Consider the following 17,717-nt stretch of genomic DNA (forward strand, 5'->3'; position numbering starts at 1 on the left):
GGAGGGTGTTCAAATCTGTCTTCACACGCAGGGTTTAACACCCTCCGCCTCTGATTAACAGCACCCACGCGGCATCCACCTAATAGGACTCACTCATCTAGGCGGCGCGTCGCTTGTGGATCCTCGACCTGGCCTCACGCCGCTGCGCTCTTCGAAAATTCAGGAAAATCTGGCCGCGTGGCGACTGGACCCCTAGTAGCTGGTGGGTCTTCAAGCCGACGCGCCTTAGTTTCCTGAATTTCCGAATGGGGGCAGTGAGCAGTGAGCAGGAGTGGGGGTCACGGAGCGGGGAGCAGAGAGCAGTGAGCAGGGAGCAGAAATCTCATCCGAAGTGTGGCGCTGGGCGCCGTGCGGCTCTAACGCATGGCTGACTCTGCGTGTGTTCTCGCGTACTCAGCAAAGGTCACGTGCGCGTCGCCGGGTAGCGAAGCAAGGTGAACGCCGCGGCTGAACGATCGGCCGGCGGCTCCGGGGAGTGGTAGCGACCACACGCGTCGACGAAGGGAATGAGCCACGTTCCATTCGTTCGCGAGCTCTCGAAAGCTGAGCTGCTCCGGCCCAGCAAAGTCGCGAACTCGTTGGCTTGGCCCGGCATCCACAAGTTCCACTAAGCGTTCAGCTACTTCCTCAATCGAAACGGGCTGAATGGAAAAGGACGGGACAACGGTGACCGGCAGCCGCCGCTGAGCGACAAATAGGCGGGCGATAAAGCTATGAAACTGGGTGGCACGCAAGATTGTGTATGGAATGCCAGAGGCGGCAATTAGCTGCTCGCTGAGGTGTTTGTCGCGGTAGAAGGCGAGCGCATGCTCATCCACGCCGACAATCGACATGAAGATGAGGTGATCGACAGGGTGGGCGGCAATTGCCCGCAGCAACTGCCGGGTCTGCTGCGAATCATGTGCGTTTGCGCCCGAGGCTAGATGCACCACCGCGGATACTCCGGCGAGAGCATCCGCAAGCCCAGTTCCGGTACTTAGGTCTGCAACTACGACACCTGGGCCAGGGCGTCGACTCAGCGATCGCACTTCATGCCCGGAGTCGGTGAGAAGTGCGACGGTCGGTTTTCCTAGGCGGCCAGTCGCGCCGGTGACCAGAATCATCATGCTCTCCCTTGGCCAGGCGTTTGCCCGGAGTAGATGCTGTGCTCCGCCAAAAACCTACCGCGAATGGGGCACGTTCGCCGCATGCGACCGAGAAACAGTGAGGCTGCGGGCCGTCGCTCAACAAACCGCAACAAGCGGGGGGATACTTGAGGGGTGCCTACCTATCGTGATGAAGCAGTCGTGCTGCGCACCCATAAATTGGGTGAAGCAGACCGCATCGTCACGATGTTGTCGCGTGAGCACGGCAAAATCCGCGCGGTAGCAAAGGGCGTTCGTCGCACCGCCTCAAAGTTTGGGGCGCGACTTGAACCATTTATGGTCGCCGACATCCAGTGCTATATCGGTCGCAGTCTGGACATCATCCAGCAGGCGGAATCGCTGGGCTCATATGGCTCAGAAATCACCTCTGACTATGCGAGCTACACCGCAGCGAGCGTGATGGTCGAGACGGCGGACAAAGTTACGGATGACGACGGCTCGCTTCAGCAATACCTCCTGCTGGTGGGGGCGTTGCGGTCTCTCGCGCGGCGCGAGCACAACCCGAGTCTGACGCTGGACTCGTACCTGTTGCGCAGCCTCTCGATTGCCGGGTGGGCGCCGAGTTTCGTGGACTGCGCCGTCACTGGTGCACCCGGGCCGCATTCCGTTTTCGTGGCGCAGATGGGTGGTGTGGTTGCCGATGAGGTTGCCCCACCAGGGTCGCCCAGGCTGAGCCAAGACACCCTTGAACTGTTGGGGGCGCTGTTGGCCGGCACGTGGGATGTCGCCGAAGCGTCAGATGAACGCTCACGGGCTCAAGCAAGCGGCGTTGTTGCCGCTTACACTCAGTTTCATCTGGAGCGCAGTCTTCGCTCCATCCAGCATGTGGATCGGAGCGCATGAGCCGCGTAGCAAAAACCCACAATAAGGCCGAAGAATTTCGTCCGCTCGATTGGACGGGCATCCAGCCGCCCTCACTGCCCAAGGGCGCTGTTCCTGAGCACATCGCGATCGTCATGGACGGCAATGGCCGCTGGGCCAACGCCCGCGGCCTGACGCGAGTGGAAGGTCACAAGGCGGGGGAGGCGAGCCTGCTCGATGTTGTGGCCGGCGCCATCCAAATCGGGGTCAAGCACATCAGCGTCTACGCGTTCTCAACCGAAAATTGGAGCCGTTCACCCGAAGAGGTGCGCTTTTTGATGGGCTTCAACCGTGATGTGTTGCACCGGCGCCGCGACCAGCTCAATGAGTGGGGTGTGCGCGTCCGCTGGGCTGGCCGACGCCCCCGGCTCTGGACGTCAGTGATCAAAGAGCTCCAGTTTGCTGAGAAGCTCACTGAGAAGAACAGCACGCTAACGCTGACGATGTGTGTGAATTATGGCGGTCGTACTGAAATTGCGGATGCCGTGCGCTCGATTGCCGATGATGTTGCGGCTGGGAAGCTGAAGCCATCTGCGGTCTCAGAGAAGCTCATCCAGAAACGTCTCTATCAACCCCAACTTCCCGATGTCGACCTGTTTGTGCGGTCCTCGGGGGAGCAGCGGATGAGCAACTTCATGCCCTGGCAGAGCGCCTATGCCGAAATGGTGTTCTTGGACACTCTGTGGCCCGATTTCACCCGTGAACAGCTGTGGCAGGCGATCGAGATTTACGCGGGTCGCACGCGACGTTTTGGCGGGGCCGTCGACGCCCCTGATACCTCTCCCGGCTAGCGGTCCTCTCGTTTTGGTCACGCTGACTTTAACGTGTATTCTGTGTTCAGGTCAAATTGACTCTTACTGAAGGGGGTGGCGATGCAGAAGAATGAACAGCGAATTTCGCTCGCGGTCTCAACCGTGATTTTTGCACTGCGCCCCATTCCGGAGTCTGGTCAGAGCGCTCTCTGGATCCCGCTGGTTCGTCGCACGCGCGAACCTTTCGCTCGACAGTGGGCACTGCCAGGTGGCTGGGCCGGCAACGACGAAAGTCTGACGGATGCCGCAGCCCGTAACTTGCTCGCGACCACTGCGCTTGAACCTGCCTACCTAGAGCAGCTTTACGCCTTCGGCGATGTCGAACGTTCGGTCAGCAGCAGAGTGGTCTCGATCATCTACTGGGCGCTGGTTCGGCAAGAAGAGGCAGAGCGGGCCACAGAGAACGAGAACGTGCGCTGGTTCGCCGCCGACAACCTTCCCGAACTTGCTTTCGACCACAACGTCATCATCGACTACGCGCTCTGGCGACTCCGCACCAAGATGGAATACTCGCGAATCGCTCGTGCCTTTCTCGGTGAAACATTTACGTTGAGCGAGCTGCGACTCGTGCACGAAGCCGTGCTGCAGCGGCAGCTAGACCCGGCAAACTTTCGCCGCCAGATCGAAAATTCGGGCTCGCTGGTGCCCACAGATTATGTTGTCTCGGGTGGGCGTCACCGGCCGCCGAGGCTATACCGCTATGACGAGGGCGTAGAGCTCGTCGACAACGGCCCGCTGGGTCACAAAAAGACAGGGAGCACTCGTGTCATCGATTGATTCGACCATTCAGCGCATCACCAAGACAGGAGACGGCGAAACCTGTGCTCCTGAGCTAGCAGATGGTCCGTGGACTTTCGACCTTGGCGTGCCCAGCTACGGCCCCGGCGCATCGATGGGTGATGTGATTCCCACCGGTGCACCCCGACAGGGCCAACTTCCCGTCGAATACCAGAAGGCATCTAACGAAGACTTGCACGCCCGCATCATCGCGGCGAAGGCAACGCTTGGCGACCGAGCGGTAATTCTCGGTCACTTCTACCAGCGCGATGAGGTGGTGCGGCACGCCGATTTCCTTGGCGACTCGTTCCAACTCGCCAACGCCGCTCAGACCGTGCCGAACGCAGAAGCGATTGTCTTCTGTGGCGTGCACTTCATGGCCGAGACTGCCGACATCCTCGCACGGTCTGATCAGGCTGTAATCCTGCCCAACCTTGCTGCCGGATGCTCGATGGCCGACATGGCTGACATCGACTCGGTCGAGGAGTGCTGGGAACAGCTCATGGAGGTGTACGGCACTGAGCCGGATGCCGATGGCCGTGTGCCGATCATCCCAGTCACGTACATGAACTCGTCTGCTGCGCTCAAGGGCTTCTGTGGCCGTAACGGTGGAATCGTCTGCACGAGTTCTAACGCCACAACGGTATTGGAGTGGGCGTATGAGCGTGGACAGCGTGTGCTCTTCTTCCCCGACCAGCACCTGGGGCGCAACACGGCAAAGAAGATGGGTATCTCGACCGATCTCATGCCGATGTGGAACCCGAACAAACCGCTCGGCGGCAACGACGCCGAATCGCTCAACGAAGCGAAGGTTGTGCTCTGGCACGGCTTCTGCAGCGTGCACAAGCGCTTCAACGTTGGCCAGATTGAGCAGGCTCGTGCGGAGCACCCCGGCGTTCGCGTGATCGTGCACCCCGAGTGTCCAATGCCGGTTGTGGATGCTGCAGATGAGGCCGGGTCGACCGACTACATCCAGAAGGCTGTTGCTGCCGCGACCGAGCCAACCACGTTCGCGATCGGTACCGAGATCAACATGGTGAACCGTCTGGCTGCCGAATATCCGCAGCACACGATCTTCTGTCTCGACCCTGTGGTGTGCCCGTGCTCGACCATGTATCGCATCCACCCCGGCTACCTTGCCTGGGTGCTTGAGGGGCTCGTTCGCGGTGAAGTGCTCAACCAGATCACTGTTCCTGACGATGTTGCAGAACCGGCGCGGATTGCCCTCGAGCGGATGCTCGCAGCCAAGCCCCCGGTAGCGACGGAAGCGGCGTAACCCATGGCACGGGTCATCGTTGTTGGCACAGGAATCGCGGGGCTCATCACCGCTTACCGGGCGAGCGCACATCATGATGTGGTTCTGGTCACAAAGGCAGAGCTTGCGGAGAGCAACACCAAGTATGCCCAGGGCGGTATTGCTGCGGTGTTGTTCCCCGATGACTCGGTTGCCAGCCACGTGGCTGACACCATGCGTGCTGGCGCGGGTCTGTGTGAACGGGATGCCGTTGAAGTGTTGTGCAGCGAAGGTCCGCTGCGGGTTCAGGAGCTCATTTCTCTCGGTGTGGAGTTCGACCGCATCAAGAACGGTGAACTCGCCCGCGGGCACGAAGCCGCTCACTCCTCGCGTCGCGTTGTCCATGCCGGCGGGGATGCCACGGGCCTCGCAATCGAGGTCGCGTTATTGCGGGCCGTTCGTGCCCTCGCAGTGGAAACCTATGCGTACACGTTCATGCGTGATCTCGTCACGGAAACTGATGCCGACGGCAAGCCGCGCGTCACCGGAATCGATGTGATTGCCCCCGATGGCAACTCACGTGTAATCGATGGCGACATTGTGGTTCTCGCCAGTGGTGGTGCCGGTCAGCTCTACAAGCACACGACGAACCCCTTCGTCACAACCGGTGATGGAGTCGCTGCCGCGTACCGCGCCGGTGCGGCACTCTCCGACGTCGAGTTCTTCCAGTTTCACCCGACTTCGCTTGCCGTTCCCGGCAACCCACTTGTTTCTGAAGCGGTGCGCGGAGAAGGGGCTACCCTGCTCGACGAAAACGGCAAGCGCTTTATGTTTGATGTGCACCCGGATGGCGAGCTTGCACCCCGCGATGTTGTTGCGCGTGGCATTGCTCGAGCCATGGAGAAGCAGGGCGGTCGCCCAATCATGCTCGATGCCACCGCCCTCGGTGCCGAGTTCCTGGCCACGCGGTTCCCCGGCATCACTGAGGTGTGCGCAGAGCACGGCTTCGAGTGGGGAACCCAGCCCATTCCTGTCACGCCGGCGGCTCACTACTGGATGGGCGGCATCCGCACTGACATCGACGGCCGCACGAGCGTGCGCGGACTCTATGCCGTCGGAGAAGCATCCTGCACCGGCGTGCACGGCGCAAACAGGCTCGCATCCAACTCGCTGCTTGAGTCGTTGGTCTTCGCCTGGCGCGCAGCCGATGCGCTGAACGAACCCCAGCGTGCGATCGAGGTCGATGCGTTAGAGCCGCAGTTTGAGATCACTGGCAAGGAACCGTTCACTCGCGACCAACTGCGGGAACTCATGTGGACTCACGTCGGTCTCGAACGCAATGCAACCCGACTCGAAGAAGCTGCCGCGATCCTGGCGAGCTGGCACTCCGAAGCGAACACCGTTGAAGGCGCCGAGAACGCGAACCTTCTCGACCTCGCACGACTCGTTGTTGTTGCAGCCCTCCGCCGCAAAGAGTCCCGTGGCGCGCACGAGCGAACTGACTACCCCGAGACCCGTGAAGAGCTCGCCTTTTCCACGCGCTGGGCGGCAGTCAATGTTGCTGGAGACTTCATTCCCGCAGAAGATCGAATTCCTGCAGAAGACCAAGCAGAAACGGTAACTCGATGAATCAACAGCTCGTTGACGACGTCATCCGTATGGCGCTCGCAGAGGATGCGCCGTGGGGTGACGTAACGAGTGAAGCTTTCGTGCCGGAGACTGCCGTGGCCACAGCGGTGCTCAACGCCCGCGAGCCCGGCGTTGCCAGCGGACTCGATGTCTTTGCCCGCACCTTTACGCTCGTGGATGCTCGGGCCGAGGTCGCGCTCCATATTAGTGATGGCGACACTTTCACTGCAGGCCAGCAACTCGCTTCCGTGTCAGGTAACGCACGCGCCGTTTTGCGGGCGGAGCGCATCGCTCTCAACCTCAGCCAGCGGATGTCGGGAATCGCCACGCAGACTGCGGCCTACGTCGCGCAGGTTGCTGGCACGCACGCGCGAATTGTCGATACTCGCAAGACGACGCCAGGGCTGCGCGCTCTCGAACGTCACGCAGTGCGCTGCGGTGGTGGGCATAACCACCGCTTCAGTTTGTCGGACGCCGTAATGGCAAAGGACAACCACTTGGCGGTTCTGGCTGCCGAGGGAATCGACCTTGGTGAGGCTATTCGCCGCGCCCGTGCCAGTATCGGACACACCACCCACCTTGAGGTGGAGGTTGATCGTCTCGATCAGGTCGAGACGGTGGTCTCCGCTGGAGTCGACACAATCATGCTCGACAACTTTTCGCTCGAAGACCTCCGTGCGGGTGTTGCACTCGTCGCGGGTCGCGCCATTGTGGAAGCCAGTGGTGGAGTGAACATCGACGCTGTTGCCGCAATTGCCGCAACAGGGGTTGATGTGATTTCTGTCGGGGCGCTCACCCACAGTGTGCGTTCGCTCGACCTCGGTCTCGATATCGCGGTGAGTGCAGCCGCACGATGATCTTTCTCGACTCCGCAGCGACTACGCCCGTGCGCCGCGAGGTGTTAGAGGCGATGTGGCCATATTTGACCGGTGACTTCGGTAACCCGTCGAGCCATCACGAGCTGGGGGAGTCTGCGAAGCGTGCGCTGGATGCCGCGCGCAAGAGTGTCGCCGCGGTGATGGGGTGCCGGGCATCCGATGTCGTCTTCACGTCTGGCGGTACGGAATCAGACAACTTAGCGATCAAGGGGCTCGCTCTCGCCGAACCACGAGGGCGTCACATTGTCACGAGCGCGATCGAACACGAAGCAGTGCTGGAGTCGGTTGACTACCTGAAGCGCATTCATGGCTTCGACGTTTCGGTCGTGCCCGTAGATAGCGCGGGCTTCGTCGACCTGCAGCAGGTGCGCGAAGCACTTCGCCCCGACACAACGCTCTGCACGATCATGTACGCCAATAACGAGGTGGGTGTCGTGCAGCCCATAGCCGCGATCGCGGAACTCTGTCGCGAACACTCGGTACCGATGCACACGGATGCCGTGCAGGCGGCAGGGTGGCTGGCCCTCGACCTTGTCGAGCTCGGCGTCGATGCGCTGAGCCTGTCAGGCCACAAGCTCGGTGCGCCCAAGGGCATTGGTGTGCTCATCGTTAAGGGCCGCCGCAGTCTCGAACCCGTGCTGCACGGGGGAGGCCAAGAGCGGGGCAAGCGTTCTGGCACCGAGAACGTTGCTGGCGCTGTCGGCTTTGCGCATGCTCTCGCGCTCGCGGAAAGCGACCGAGTCGAGCGAGCAGAGCACACGGCACGATTGCGGGACAACTTTGTGGCCGACGTGATGACCCGCGTTCCGGATGCGATCTTCACGGGGCCGGCACTCCTCGCCGGGCATGCGCTGGCTGCGGACAGTGGCAGCGGTGCAGACGCTGACGCCAGGGCCGACACTGACGCAAGGGCCGTCACTGATGCCGCTGCAGAGACTGGCGCCGGCACCAACCCGCCGACGTCCACCCGGCCGACGTCCACCCGGCCGACGTCCACCCCGCCGATCTCCAGCCGGCTCCCCAACAACGCTTCGTTCTGTTTCCCCGGCACCAGCGGCGAATCACTCCTACTCGAGCTGGGTCGCGCCGGAATCATCTGCTCAGCGGGCTCAGCCTGCGCAGTCGGCAGCGACGATGTCTCCCACGTGCTCACCGCACTGGGCATCGAGGAGGAGAGCGCTCAGACGGCCGTGCGCTTCAGCCTCAGTGGGGATACGACAGCCGAACAGCTTGCCACGGTTGCCGCCGAGATCGAGACCGCCTACCGTGCGGTGCGCTCGCTCTCTGGGTAGTCGCGCAGGCCCCACGCCGCTCCGCCCAGCGCGGTGAGTGTCGCAATTGTTGTTGCAACGCTAGGGATGCGCGTAGCCCCCGGCTGAATCACGTACTGAATAGTGCGCTCACTCGCTGGTTGTGGAGCATGGATGCTCACGCCCTCCGGCAGCGTCAGGGATGACAGCGCTAGCTGGGGGAGGAGTGCAACACCCAAGCCACGGGAGACGAAGCTCAGCACGGCGAGAGCGTTGTCCGTCTCCAACCCGATCTCCGGGGCGAAACCTTCGATGTTGCAGAGGGCAAGCAAATGTCCGCGGCACAAAGTGCAGCCGGCAATCCAGGCATCGTCGGCGAGGTCGGCGAGGCCGACGCTATCCGCCGATGAGAGAGGGTGGGTGTCAGGCAGCACAAGCACAACAGGCTCCGTAAACAGGGGAACTGTCGTATGGCCGCCATCGCGGGAGAGATGCGGGTCTGCTCGGTCTTCCGGATATGAGAACGTGATCGCCACATCCGCGGCCCCATCCCGCAGCAACTGCAGCGCCTGAGGCGGCTCAGCCTCCACATAGTTCACGGTCAAATGTGGATGCTGCTGCCGCAGTTGGCGAATCAACCGCGGTATCAGGGTCGACGACGCAGTCGGGAACGCCGCGATGCGCACCGTTCCACTCGAAAGCCCTGCCAGTTCTGAGAGTTCGGCGCTCGCGGCATCCACGGCATTGAGCACGGTGACGGCATGGCTGGCTAGTGCGCGACCGGCTTCGGTGAGGCGCACTCCACGGCCGGAGCGAATGACAAGCGCGAGCCCGATGCGGGTTTGGGTGCGAGTGAGGTGCTGGCTGAGTGCTGGCTGGCTATAGCCGAGCGCGCGGGCCGCTTCGCTGATGGTGCCGTGCTCGGAGATAGCGCGAACTATGCGCAGCGAGAGAAGGTCTGGAGTGGTGTCCATTGCTCAAGCATAACCAAACGTTATTGTTTATATCTCAATCATGCCCTTGTCGCATGAATGGGTCGAGAGGACTATGGAGGCATGACATCACCGGCCCTGGCACACGCGATCGAGCGCTTCGACAACACTCGCGGCTACCTCTCTGCCGCCACCATGGGATTACCGACGCGCGCTGCCGTCGCCGAAATGACGGAGAAGTTGCACCAGTGGGCATCAGCGACCTGCAATCCGATGAACTACGGCGACATCGTCGAGCGCACCCGCGGTCACTATGCGCGCCTCGTCGGCATCGACAACACTCGCGTTGCGATTGGCTCGCAAACCTCGGTGATGGCGTCACTCATCGCCTGCTCGCTTCCCGCCGGCTCTGAAGTGCTGTGCGTCGAATCAGACTTCACCTCGATAGTGTTCCCGTTCTTGCAGCACCGCGACCTCGTGGTGCGCGCAGTGCCGCTCGACGAACTTGCGGCTTCAGTGCGTGACAGCACGGCGCTTGTCGTGTTCTCGCTCATCCAGTCGTGCAACGGCGCCGTCGCCGATGTCGAGGCCATCACTGCAGCAGCATCGCGCCACGGAGCCCGCACACTGTGCGACGTGACTCAAGCCGCCGGTGTCCACCCGGTGGATGCCACCCAATTCGATGCGACCGTCTGCCACGCCTACAAGTGGTTGTGTTCGCCCCGCGGCGTCGCGTTCCTCACGATTTCGGAGGATTTCGCCGAACACATCACTCCCGTTCAGGCCGGCTGGTACGCCGGCGACGATGTGTGGAGCAGTGTCTACGGCACCGAGATGAACCTCGCGAAGGATGCCCGCCAATTCGATGTCTCGCCCGCGTGGCAAGCGTGGGTGGGGGCTGAACATCCCATTGCACTATTTGCCGACCTCGATATTGCTGAGGTGTGGGAGCACTGCACCGGCCTCGCCAACCAGCTCTGCGACGAGCTCGGAATCGAACGCCAGAACCAAGCCATCGTGACCTGGCCGGATGAGAGCGGCACCGATCTTGCCAAGCTCACCGCCACCGGAATCACCGCTTCAGGTCGCGCGGGTCGCCTTCGCGCAGCATTCCACCTCTGGAATACCGAAGAAGATGTCGCGGCGGTTATCGCAGCGCTGCGTGTCTAGCTAAACTGGACACCCGCCGACCGTGCATCCAGCCCGGCTGACTATTGGAGTTTCTGTGGCTACGCCTAACCCCCTCGACGCCGTTATCAACCTCGCCAAGCGCCGAGGTTTCGTCTTCCAGTCGGGAGAGATCTACGGCGGTTCACGCTCAGCTTGGGACTACGGTCCGCTGGGAACCGCACTCAAAGAGAACATCAAGAAGCAGTGGTGGCAAACCATCGTTCAGGGCCGCGAAGATGTTGTCGGCCTTGACTCCGCAGTCATCCTTCCCCGCAAGGTGTGGGAAGCATCCGGGCACGTAGAAGTATTCTCCGACCCGCTTGTCGAGTCGCTGCACACCCACAAGCGTTACCGCGCCGACCACCTTCTCGAAGCCTATGAAGAGAAGCACGGTCACCCTCCCGTGAACGGGCTTGCCGACATCCGCGACCCCGATACCGGTCAGCCCGGATCGTGGACAGAACCGCAGAACTTTTCGGGGCTCCTCAAGACGTTCCTGGGCCCAGTCGACAACGAAGAGGGAATGCACTACCTGCGCCCCGAGACTGCTCAGGGAATCTTCACTAACTTCGCCAACGTCGTGGGCGCTGCGCGCATGAAGCCGCCGTTCGGTATCGGGCAGGTCGGAAAGTCATTCCGTAACGAAATCACTCCCGGAAACTTCATTTTTCGCACGCGAGAGTTTGAGCAGATGGAGATGGAATTCTTCGTCGAGCCCGGCACCGATGAAGAGTGGCACCAGTACTGGATCGACGAGTCGATGAAGTGGTACACGGATCTCGGAATCAAGCCCGAAAACCTGCGCTTCTACGAGCACGCTCAAGAGAAGCTCTCGCACTACTCGAAGCGCACTGTTGATGTCGAGTACCGTTTCCGCTTCGCCGGTGGCGAATGGGGCGAGCTCATGGGTATCGCCAACCGCACCGACTTTGACCTGCGCACCCATTCTGAAGCATCCGGTGCCGATCTGTCGTACTTTGACCAGGCCAAGGATGAGCGTTGGACCCCGTACGTGATCGAGCCAGCGTTCGGGCTCACCCGCGCACTCATGGCTTTCTTGATCGACGCTTACGCCGAGGATGAGGCTCCCAATGCTAAGGGTGGCATCGACAAGCGCACCGTTCTGCGTCTCGACCGCCGACTCTCGCCTGTGAAGCTTGCCGTTCTGCCGCTCTCGCGTAACGAGCGTCTCTCGCCGCTGGCACGCAGCGTTGCAGCGGACCTGCGCAAATTCTGGAATGTCGACTTCGACGATGCCGGCGCAATTGGTCGTCGCTACCGTCGTCAAGACGAAATCGGTACGCCGTTCTGCGTCACCATCGACTTCGATTCGCTCGACGATAACGCGGTTACGGTGCGCGAGCGCGACACGATGGAACAGAAGCGCATGCCGCTGGAAGAACTGCGCGGCTACCTCGCCCAGGAGCTCATCGGCTGCTAACGCACCCCGACTGCTCAACGAAATCTCAGCACTACAGAAGCGAGTCCGAACAGGTTTCCGGCTCGCTTCTGCTGTGCGGGAATAGCGCGCGCGTCCCAGCAACGCTCTCGGTCCCTAACCCTCCCGTTCCCGGTCCCCAACGTTCCCGGGCCCGTTAGCCCAACCCTCCCGTTGCCACGGAAACTCAGGAAAACGGAGGCCGCTGGGCTTCCAGCCTCACTGAATACCGACAAGCGCTGCAGCGATCTCGCTAATTTCCTGAATTTCCGAAGCTGTCGGCTACTCCACAGCCGAAACACACGGGGTAAGTCCACAGATCAATGCTGCTTCTAAGCGGCGACCAACTTTCGCCTCGATGCTCCCTATATGACGGACATTCAGGCACTAGTCAACGGGCTGGGCGGACTCGCGCAGAAACGCCAGCTTGTGGCGCGAGGTGCACAAGACAGCGAACTGACCCGGGCGGTCAAGGATGGGGCGGTAGCGAGGGCGCGCCAAGGCTGGTACACAACGGTGGACGTCGCGGCACCGCGGGTGAGAGCGGTTCGAGTCGGCGGAAGATTGACCGGGATATCCGCCATCAGCGACTGGGGTGGCTGGGTTCTTGGAAAGCACCAGCTTCACGTTTCGGTTCCGCAGAACGCAGCGCGATTGCGCAATCAGTGGAACCGAAGGAAACCGATCGGAGCGCACCGCGGCGTGCGTGTGCATTGGGATCCGCCATCCACTAGCGAACGCGGATCACTCTGGCATGTCGGCCTGGCTGAGGCCCTTCGGAGAGTGGTGGTCGACGAGGATCTCGAAACAGCGGTTGCTTCTATCGATTGGGCGCTGCGCACGGCGCGGATTGACCACTTCGACTTCGAGCAGCTGATACTAAGTCTGCCTCTGCACAAACGGTGGATCAGGTCGTGGGTGGATGGCAGGTGCGAAAGCCTTCCGGAAAGCCTCGCACGCACGCGATTGAGGCTTGCTGGTCACAGAGTTAAGATTCAGGTCGCGGTCGGGAAGAAGCGAATAGATATGGTCATTGACAGCATCGTCGGACTCGAGATCAACGGGAAGCAGTTTCATGCCCACACCTTCGAGGAAGACCACCTGAAAAGCATCGAGATCACGATCGTTGGTTTTTACGCGATGAGCGTGAGCGCAAAAATGGTGTTCACCCAGTGGGACCTCTTCTCCCGAGCGGTCAGAATGGCATTGGAATCCCACGCCCCGCGCAACCTCGGAAATTCAGGAATTCCTTCCGGATGAGGCGCAGCACACCTGCGCTATCAGGCGCGCCCAGCCGCACTTGTCAGGGATTCCTGAATTTCCGAATGGAGCGACCGGGAATACCTATGGCCGCAGGGTGTTGAGATCACAGTGAATGAAACTGCTGCAATTGCGAACGAGCCCGTAAAAGTCGACATCTGGTCTGATGTTCAGTGCCCCTGGTGCTATATCGGAAAGCGACGCTTCGAAGCCGCAATCGAGAGCTCAGGCATCGCTGTCGATATCGAGTACCACTCTTTCGAGCTCGCACCGGATACCCCTGTTGAGTATGACGGCACCCCAATTCAGTTCTTGAGCGAGCGCAAAGGTTTGCCGCTGCCGCAGGTCGAAGAGATGCTGACTCGAGTGACCGATATCGCTACGAGCCTAGGACTCGACTACAACTACGAGCACATTCACCAGACCAATACGGTGAAAGCTCACGAACTTCTTCACTACGCCAAGGCTCATGGCCGCCAGCTTGAGATGAAAGAACGCCTGCTCGATGCCTACTTCATCAAGACCGAGCACGTTGGTCGCATCGAGGATCTTGCTGACATTGCGGCCTCCATTGGCTTCGACCGTGACGACGTAGTGCAGGTTCTCGAGTCCAGTGAATACCTGCCTGCGGTAAAAGCCGACATGGAGGTTGCCATGCAATACGGCATCCAGGGCGTGCCATTCTTTGTGATTGACGGCAAATACGGGGTTTCGGGCGCGCAAGAAAGTGAAACTTTCGCTAACGTTCTCACACAGGCACTTACCGAAAGAGATGCGTAACCCATGGACGCCGCAACGAAGCCCATCCCGACCTTCGCCCTTCAGCAGCTTGGCGACCCCAAAGTCGGAGTCTGCGAGGGTGACGCATGCATCGTTGATGACCACCGCTCTCAAGCCTTCGTTAACCGTCAGATCGATGAAGGACTCGTTTAGCCACAACAGGTTTGGTCTACCCGACGAAGCCCCTGTTAGACCATTCAATGATTTCTACTGCGGTCGCGTGCGGGGGAGCTGCTTTCGCCACTCGTGACGGCACCTGGGTTAGAGGCACAGTCGTGGGGCGATCCGGAAGCGATTCGTGCTGCCCCTCAGGCGCATTGAATCGTTTGTTCACGAGTGCTCCGAGGATTGCACCGACGCCGAATCCGAGCGGCAGCAGGAGCAGGTACCCCGTCGGATCCGCCTCCGCCGCCGTGCCAAGCGCGAGCGTCGCGGCCACGCCGAGCACAGCCCCGATCGTGATGGCGACCCACCATCGCTGAAGCTTTGCATTTGCGGCATCCCACGCTCGCTGGGCACGAAACTGCTCAAGTGCCTCGTCACGCGGCGCCTGGCTTACCCATGTTCGGCCTTCGAAGCGGAAGACGTTGGGGTGATTGTCGATTGCCATTAGCTGGTCGACCCTTCACTAGTGATGTCGGCGATAGTCGCGTCGAGGCCGGCGATGAGGTCATCGCTGTTCACCCACGCGGTGTGGTCGTGGTCTCCGGAGCCTATCGAGACTCGCTTGCCAGCGATGCGTTCGTCGGCGAACACGGGCCAGACGGTGCTGCTGCCGAGAGGGGTGATGGTGCCGCGCGCAAAACCAGTGGCTTCGAGCGCCAGTTCGGCTTCGGGCATCCGGAGCTTATTGACGCCAACGACCGCGCGCAGCTTGGGCCAGGAAATTTGACGGTCACCGGGCACGAGCGCAAAGAGGTAGCTCCCATCACTGCGCTTGACGACGAGAGACTTCACAATCTCGGCTGGTGTGATGCCCAAGAGCTCTGCGGCGTGTTCGAGCGAGGTGGCTGGGGCGCGTTCGACGATCTCGATGGGGATGCCACGGCGTTCGGCATCGTCGCGAACGCGGTCGGTTCCTGCCGTCATTCGGGGCCTCCCGGTATGTGAGGCGCCGGTTCAGTCGCGCCGTGGGACAATTGCTGTGTGACTATTCTTGCCCCTGCCGACCCGCGTGTCGCGCCACCGCTATCTATTGGGCGTCTTGAGCTCGACGTTCCGGTCGTTCTGGCGCCGATGGCGGGCATCACTAACACCGCTTTTCGGCGTTTGTGCCGCGAATATGGCGCGGGTTTGTATGTCAGCGAAATGATTACGAGCCGCGCGCTGGTTGAGCGCACGCCCGAAAGCATGCGGCTGATTACCCACCATGAATCGGAGACGACGCGCAGCATCCAACTGTATGGTGTCGACCCCAAGACGGTCTCTGAGGCCGTGACGATGTTGGTTGCCGAAGACCGCGCCGACCACATTGACTTGAACTTCGGATGTCCCGTTCCGAAGGTCACTCGCAAGGGTGGGGGAGCGGCGCTCCCCTGGAAGATCGACCTATTCCGCGACATCGTAGAGGGTGCAGTGAAAGCTGCCGGCGATGTGCCGCTGACCATCAAAATGCGCAAGGGCATCGACTCTGACCACTTGACCTACCTCGAGGCCGCGCGCGTTGGTGCGGGGGCTGGCGTTGCCAGCATCGCACTTCACGCGCGCACTGCCGCAGAGTTCTATTCGGGCACTGCCGACTGGTCGGCCATCGAAAAGCTCAAGAACACCATCACCGATACCCCTATCCTCGGCAACGGCGATATCTGGAGTGCCGCCGATGCCCTCCGCATGGTCGACGAGACCGGATGCGACGGTGTCGTTGTGGGTCGCGGTTGCCTCGGTCGGCCGTGGCTTTTCGGTGACCTCGCCGCCGCTTTCCGTGGGGAAAGCCTTAAGGCGGAGCCAAGCCTTGGTCAGGTCGCGGCTGCCTTCAAGCGGCACGCAGAGCTGCTCGTCGAGTTCTTTGGCGAAGAGGATCGTGCGTGCCGCGACATCCGCAAGCATGTTGCTTGGTATTTCAAGGGCTATTCGGTTGGTGGCGAGTTGCGCGCCGGAATGGCGACCGTGCAGTCCCTCGCTCAGCTTGATGACCTTCTCGGTCAGCTTGACTGGTCGCAGCAGTATCCGGGTGCGGATGCCGAAGGCCAGCGCGGTCGCGCCGGTACGCCCAAAAAGCCGTCGCTTCCACAGGGGTGGCTCGATAGTCGTGAGCTGCAGGAGACGCACCGTTCCGAGTTGAACCAAGCAGAACTGAGTACCAGTGGCGGCTAAGGGGTACACGGAGGCTGACGCTGAGCGCTGGTTTCCTGAGCAGCATTCGAGTCGCCGGAGCGACTTTGCGCGTGATCGTGCGCGGGTGCTGCATTCGAGTGCCCTTCGCAGGCTTGCCGCGAAAACCCAGGTACTCAGCCCGACGATGGGCGCCGACTTTGCCCGCAACCGACTTACGCATTCCCTTGAGGTCGCTCAGGTCGGGCGTGAGCTCGCCGACAGCCTCGGCCTCGACCCCGATGTGGTCGACACCGCGTGCCTCTCACATGACATCGGGCATCCGCCGTTCGGACACAACGGTGAGCGTGCGCTCAACGAGTGGGCTGCCGACATCGGTGGCTTTGAGGGCAATGCCCAGACCCTGCGGCTGCTGACCCGCATCGAGCCCAAAGTGTTTGGTCTTGATGGCAAGAGCTACGGGCTCAACCTCACTAGGGCAAGCTTGGATGCGAGCACCAAGTACCCGTGGCCGAGCGCGCAGGGCATTCCTGACCCGAGCGGTCGCAGCAAGTACGGTTTTTTCGATGACGACACTGCGGCCTTCGATTGGCTGCGTGCCGGCGCTCCTGATCGCCAGCGCTGCATTGAAGCGCAGGTCATGGACCTCTCAGACGACATCGCGTACTCGGTTCACGATTTTGAGGATGCGATTGTCGGCGATTTTATCGACGTGACGGCGCTCGGCGCCCGCATCAACCATGACGACCTCGTGAAGTCGATGTTCGAGTGGATCGGCGGCGAATTCTCACACGACGAGCTGATCGCCGCGTTCGACCGTCTCGACCTGCTTGATCCCTGGATTGACCAGTGGGATGGCAGTCGTGCCGCTCACGGTCGCCTTAAGAACCTCACGAGCCAGCTCATTGGTCGCTTTGCTGGAGCGGCGGTCCAGGCTACACGGGAAGCGCATAACACCGAAGCTCTTGCTCGCTTCGGTGGAAGCCTCATTGTGCCTCACGAGATCCAGGCCGAGATCGCCGTGCTCAAGGGCATCGTTGCTGCGTTTGTGATGTCGACGAACGCGCGTCGGCCGATTTATCAACAGCAGCGCGATGTGCTCACCGAGCTCGCCGATGTGCTGCTCTGGACCGGCCCGAGCAACCTCGATTCGGGGTTTACGGCCGATTGGAATTCCGCTGAGAACGATCACCAACGCAAGCGCGCAGTGGTAGATCAGGTGGCTAGCCTCACGGATCCGTCCGCAATGGCGTGGCATACACGGCTGGTTGGCTAGAGTC

At 61.2% G+C, this 17,717-nt stretch carries 18 protein-coding genes; 14 read left to right on the top strand and 4 right to left on the bottom strand.

What is annotated here, in order from left to right; genetic code table 11:
- Positions 1-356 precede the first annotated feature (356 nt).
- Positions 357-1,106: an SDR family oxidoreductase gene (locus ABD112_RS06155; protein ID WP_343924150.1), complete on the bottom strand. Its 750-nt coding sequence runs from the start codon at positions 1,104-1,106 to the stop codon at positions 357-359.
- A gap of 153 nt (positions 1,107-1,259) precedes the next feature.
- Here ABD112_RS06155 and recO point away from each other — a divergent pair, with 153 nt between their 5' ends.
- From recO to ABD112_RS06190, 7 genes are all read left to right on the top strand, one after another.
- Positions 1,260-1,988 (top strand): DNA repair protein RecO, encoded by a 729-nt coding sequence (gene recO / locus ABD112_RS06160; RefSeq protein ID WP_343924152.1) that lies wholly within the window; start codon positions 1,260-1,262, stop codon positions 1,986-1,988.
- Entirely contained in the window at positions 1,985-2,797 is an 813-nt protein-coding gene (locus ABD112_RS06165; protein WP_343924154.1) for an isoprenyl transferase, read from the top strand. Before recO ends, ABD112_RS06165 begins: the two co-directional genes overlap by 4 nt.
- 81 nt (positions 2,798-2,878) lie before the next feature.
- Complete coding sequence (locus tag ABD112_RS06170) at positions 2,879-3,595, top strand: NUDIX hydrolase (RefSeq protein WP_343924156.1); 717 nt, start codon at positions 2,879-2,881, stop codon at positions 3,593-3,595.
- Positions 3,582-4,871, top strand: coding sequence for a quinolinate synthase NadA (gene nadA, locus ABD112_RS06175; RefSeq protein WP_343924158.1), 1,290 nt, complete (start codon positions 3,582-3,584; stop codon positions 4,869-4,871). The genes ABD112_RS06170 and nadA overlap by 14 nt, the downstream gene beginning before the upstream one ends.
- A gap of 3 nt (positions 4,872-4,874) precedes the next feature.
- Positions 4,875-6,458, top strand: coding sequence for an L-aspartate oxidase (nadB, locus tag ABD112_RS06180; RefSeq protein WP_343924160.1), 1,584 nt, complete (start codon positions 4,875-4,877; stop codon positions 6,456-6,458).
- A complete protein-coding gene (nadC, locus tag ABD112_RS06185; RefSeq protein ID WP_343924163.1) occupies positions 6,455-7,315 on the top strand; it encodes a carboxylating nicotinate-nucleotide diphosphorylase in 861 nt (286 codons plus the stop codon). The genes nadB and nadC overlap by 4 nt, the downstream gene beginning before the upstream one ends.
- Positions 7,312-8,628 carry a cysteine desulfurase family protein gene (locus ABD112_RS06190; RefSeq protein ID WP_343924165.1) on the top strand — a complete coding sequence of 439 codons (1,317 nt, stop codon included), beginning with the start codon at positions 7,312-7,314 and terminating at the stop codon, positions 8,626-8,628. The genes nadC and ABD112_RS06190 overlap by 4 nt, the downstream gene beginning before the upstream one ends.
- Here ABD112_RS06190 and ABD112_RS06195 read toward each other — a convergent pair.
- Positions 8,598-9,560, bottom strand: coding sequence for a LysR family transcriptional regulator (locus tag ABD112_RS06195; protein WP_343924167.1), 963 nt, complete (start codon positions 9,558-9,560; stop codon positions 8,598-8,600). The two genes, ABD112_RS06190 and ABD112_RS06195, sit on opposite strands and share 31 nt — an antisense overlap.
- Positions 9,561-9,641: 81 nt before the next feature.
- Here ABD112_RS06195 and ABD112_RS06200 point away from each other — a divergent pair, with 81 nt between their 5' ends.
- From ABD112_RS06200 to ABD112_RS06220, 5 genes are all read left to right on the top strand, one after another.
- Positions 9,642-10,688, top strand: a complete 1,047-nt coding sequence (locus tag ABD112_RS06200) for an aminotransferase class V-fold PLP-dependent enzyme (RefSeq protein ID WP_343924169.1) — start codon at positions 9,642-9,644, stop codon at positions 10,686-10,688.
- 55 nt (positions 10,689-10,743) lie between these two features.
- A complete protein-coding gene (locus ABD112_RS06205; RefSeq protein ID WP_343924171.1) occupies positions 10,744-12,129 on the top strand; it encodes a glycine--tRNA ligase in 1,386 nt (461 codons plus the stop codon).
- A 366-nt stretch (positions 12,130-12,495) separates the two neighbouring features.
- On the top strand, positions 12,496-13,386 hold the full coding sequence (locus ABD112_RS06210) for a hypothetical protein (protein ID WP_343924173.1): 891 nt from the start codon (positions 12,496-12,498) through the stop codon (positions 13,384-13,386).
- A gap of 111 nt (positions 13,387-13,497) precedes the next feature.
- The gene (locus ABD112_RS06215; RefSeq protein ID WP_343924175.1) at positions 13,498-14,166 is read left to right on the top strand and encodes a DsbA family oxidoreductase; all 669 of its coding nucleotides are present in this window, start codon (positions 13,498-13,500) and stop codon (positions 14,164-14,166) included.
- Between the two features lie 3 nt (positions 14,167-14,169).
- Positions 14,170-14,319, top strand: a complete 150-nt coding sequence (locus tag ABD112_RS06220; protein ID WP_343924176.1) for a hypothetical protein — start codon at positions 14,170-14,172, stop codon at positions 14,317-14,319.
- A gap of 16 nt (positions 14,320-14,335) precedes the next feature.
- On the opposite strand, the gene ABD112_RS06225 is transcribed toward ABD112_RS06220, so the two are convergent.
- Together ABD112_RS06225 and ABD112_RS06230 are read right to left on the bottom strand one after the other, a co-directional pair.
- Positions 14,336-14,776: a hypothetical protein gene (locus tag ABD112_RS06225; RefSeq protein ID WP_343924177.1), complete on the bottom strand. Its 441-nt coding sequence runs from the start codon at positions 14,774-14,776 to the stop codon at positions 14,336-14,338.
- Complete coding sequence (locus tag ABD112_RS06230) at positions 14,776-15,255, bottom strand: aminoacyl-tRNA deacylase (protein ID WP_343924178.1); 480 nt, start codon at positions 15,253-15,255, stop codon at positions 14,776-14,778. The genes ABD112_RS06225 and ABD112_RS06230 overlap by 1 nt, the downstream gene beginning before the upstream one ends.
- Positions 15,256-15,312: 57 nt before the next feature.
- Here ABD112_RS06230 and dusB point away from each other — a divergent pair, with 57 nt between their 5' ends.
- Positions 15,313-16,479 carry a tRNA dihydrouridine synthase DusB gene (gene dusB / locus ABD112_RS06235; protein ID WP_343924180.1) on the top strand — a complete coding sequence of 389 codons (1,167 nt, stop codon included), beginning with the start codon at positions 15,313-15,315 and terminating at the stop codon, positions 16,477-16,479.
- On the top strand, positions 16,469-17,713 hold the full coding sequence (locus ABD112_RS06240) for a deoxyguanosinetriphosphate triphosphohydrolase (RefSeq protein WP_343924182.1): 1,245 nt from the start codon (positions 16,469-16,471) through the stop codon (positions 17,711-17,713). The genes dusB and ABD112_RS06240 overlap by 11 nt, the downstream gene beginning before the upstream one ends.
- Positions 17,714-17,717 lie beyond the last annotated feature (4 nt).

The organism is Rhodoglobus aureus, from assembly GCF_039527955.1.
GTDB classification, from domain to species: Bacteria; Actinomycetota; Actinomycetes; order Actinomycetales; family Microbacteriaceae; genus Rhodoglobus; species Rhodoglobus aureus.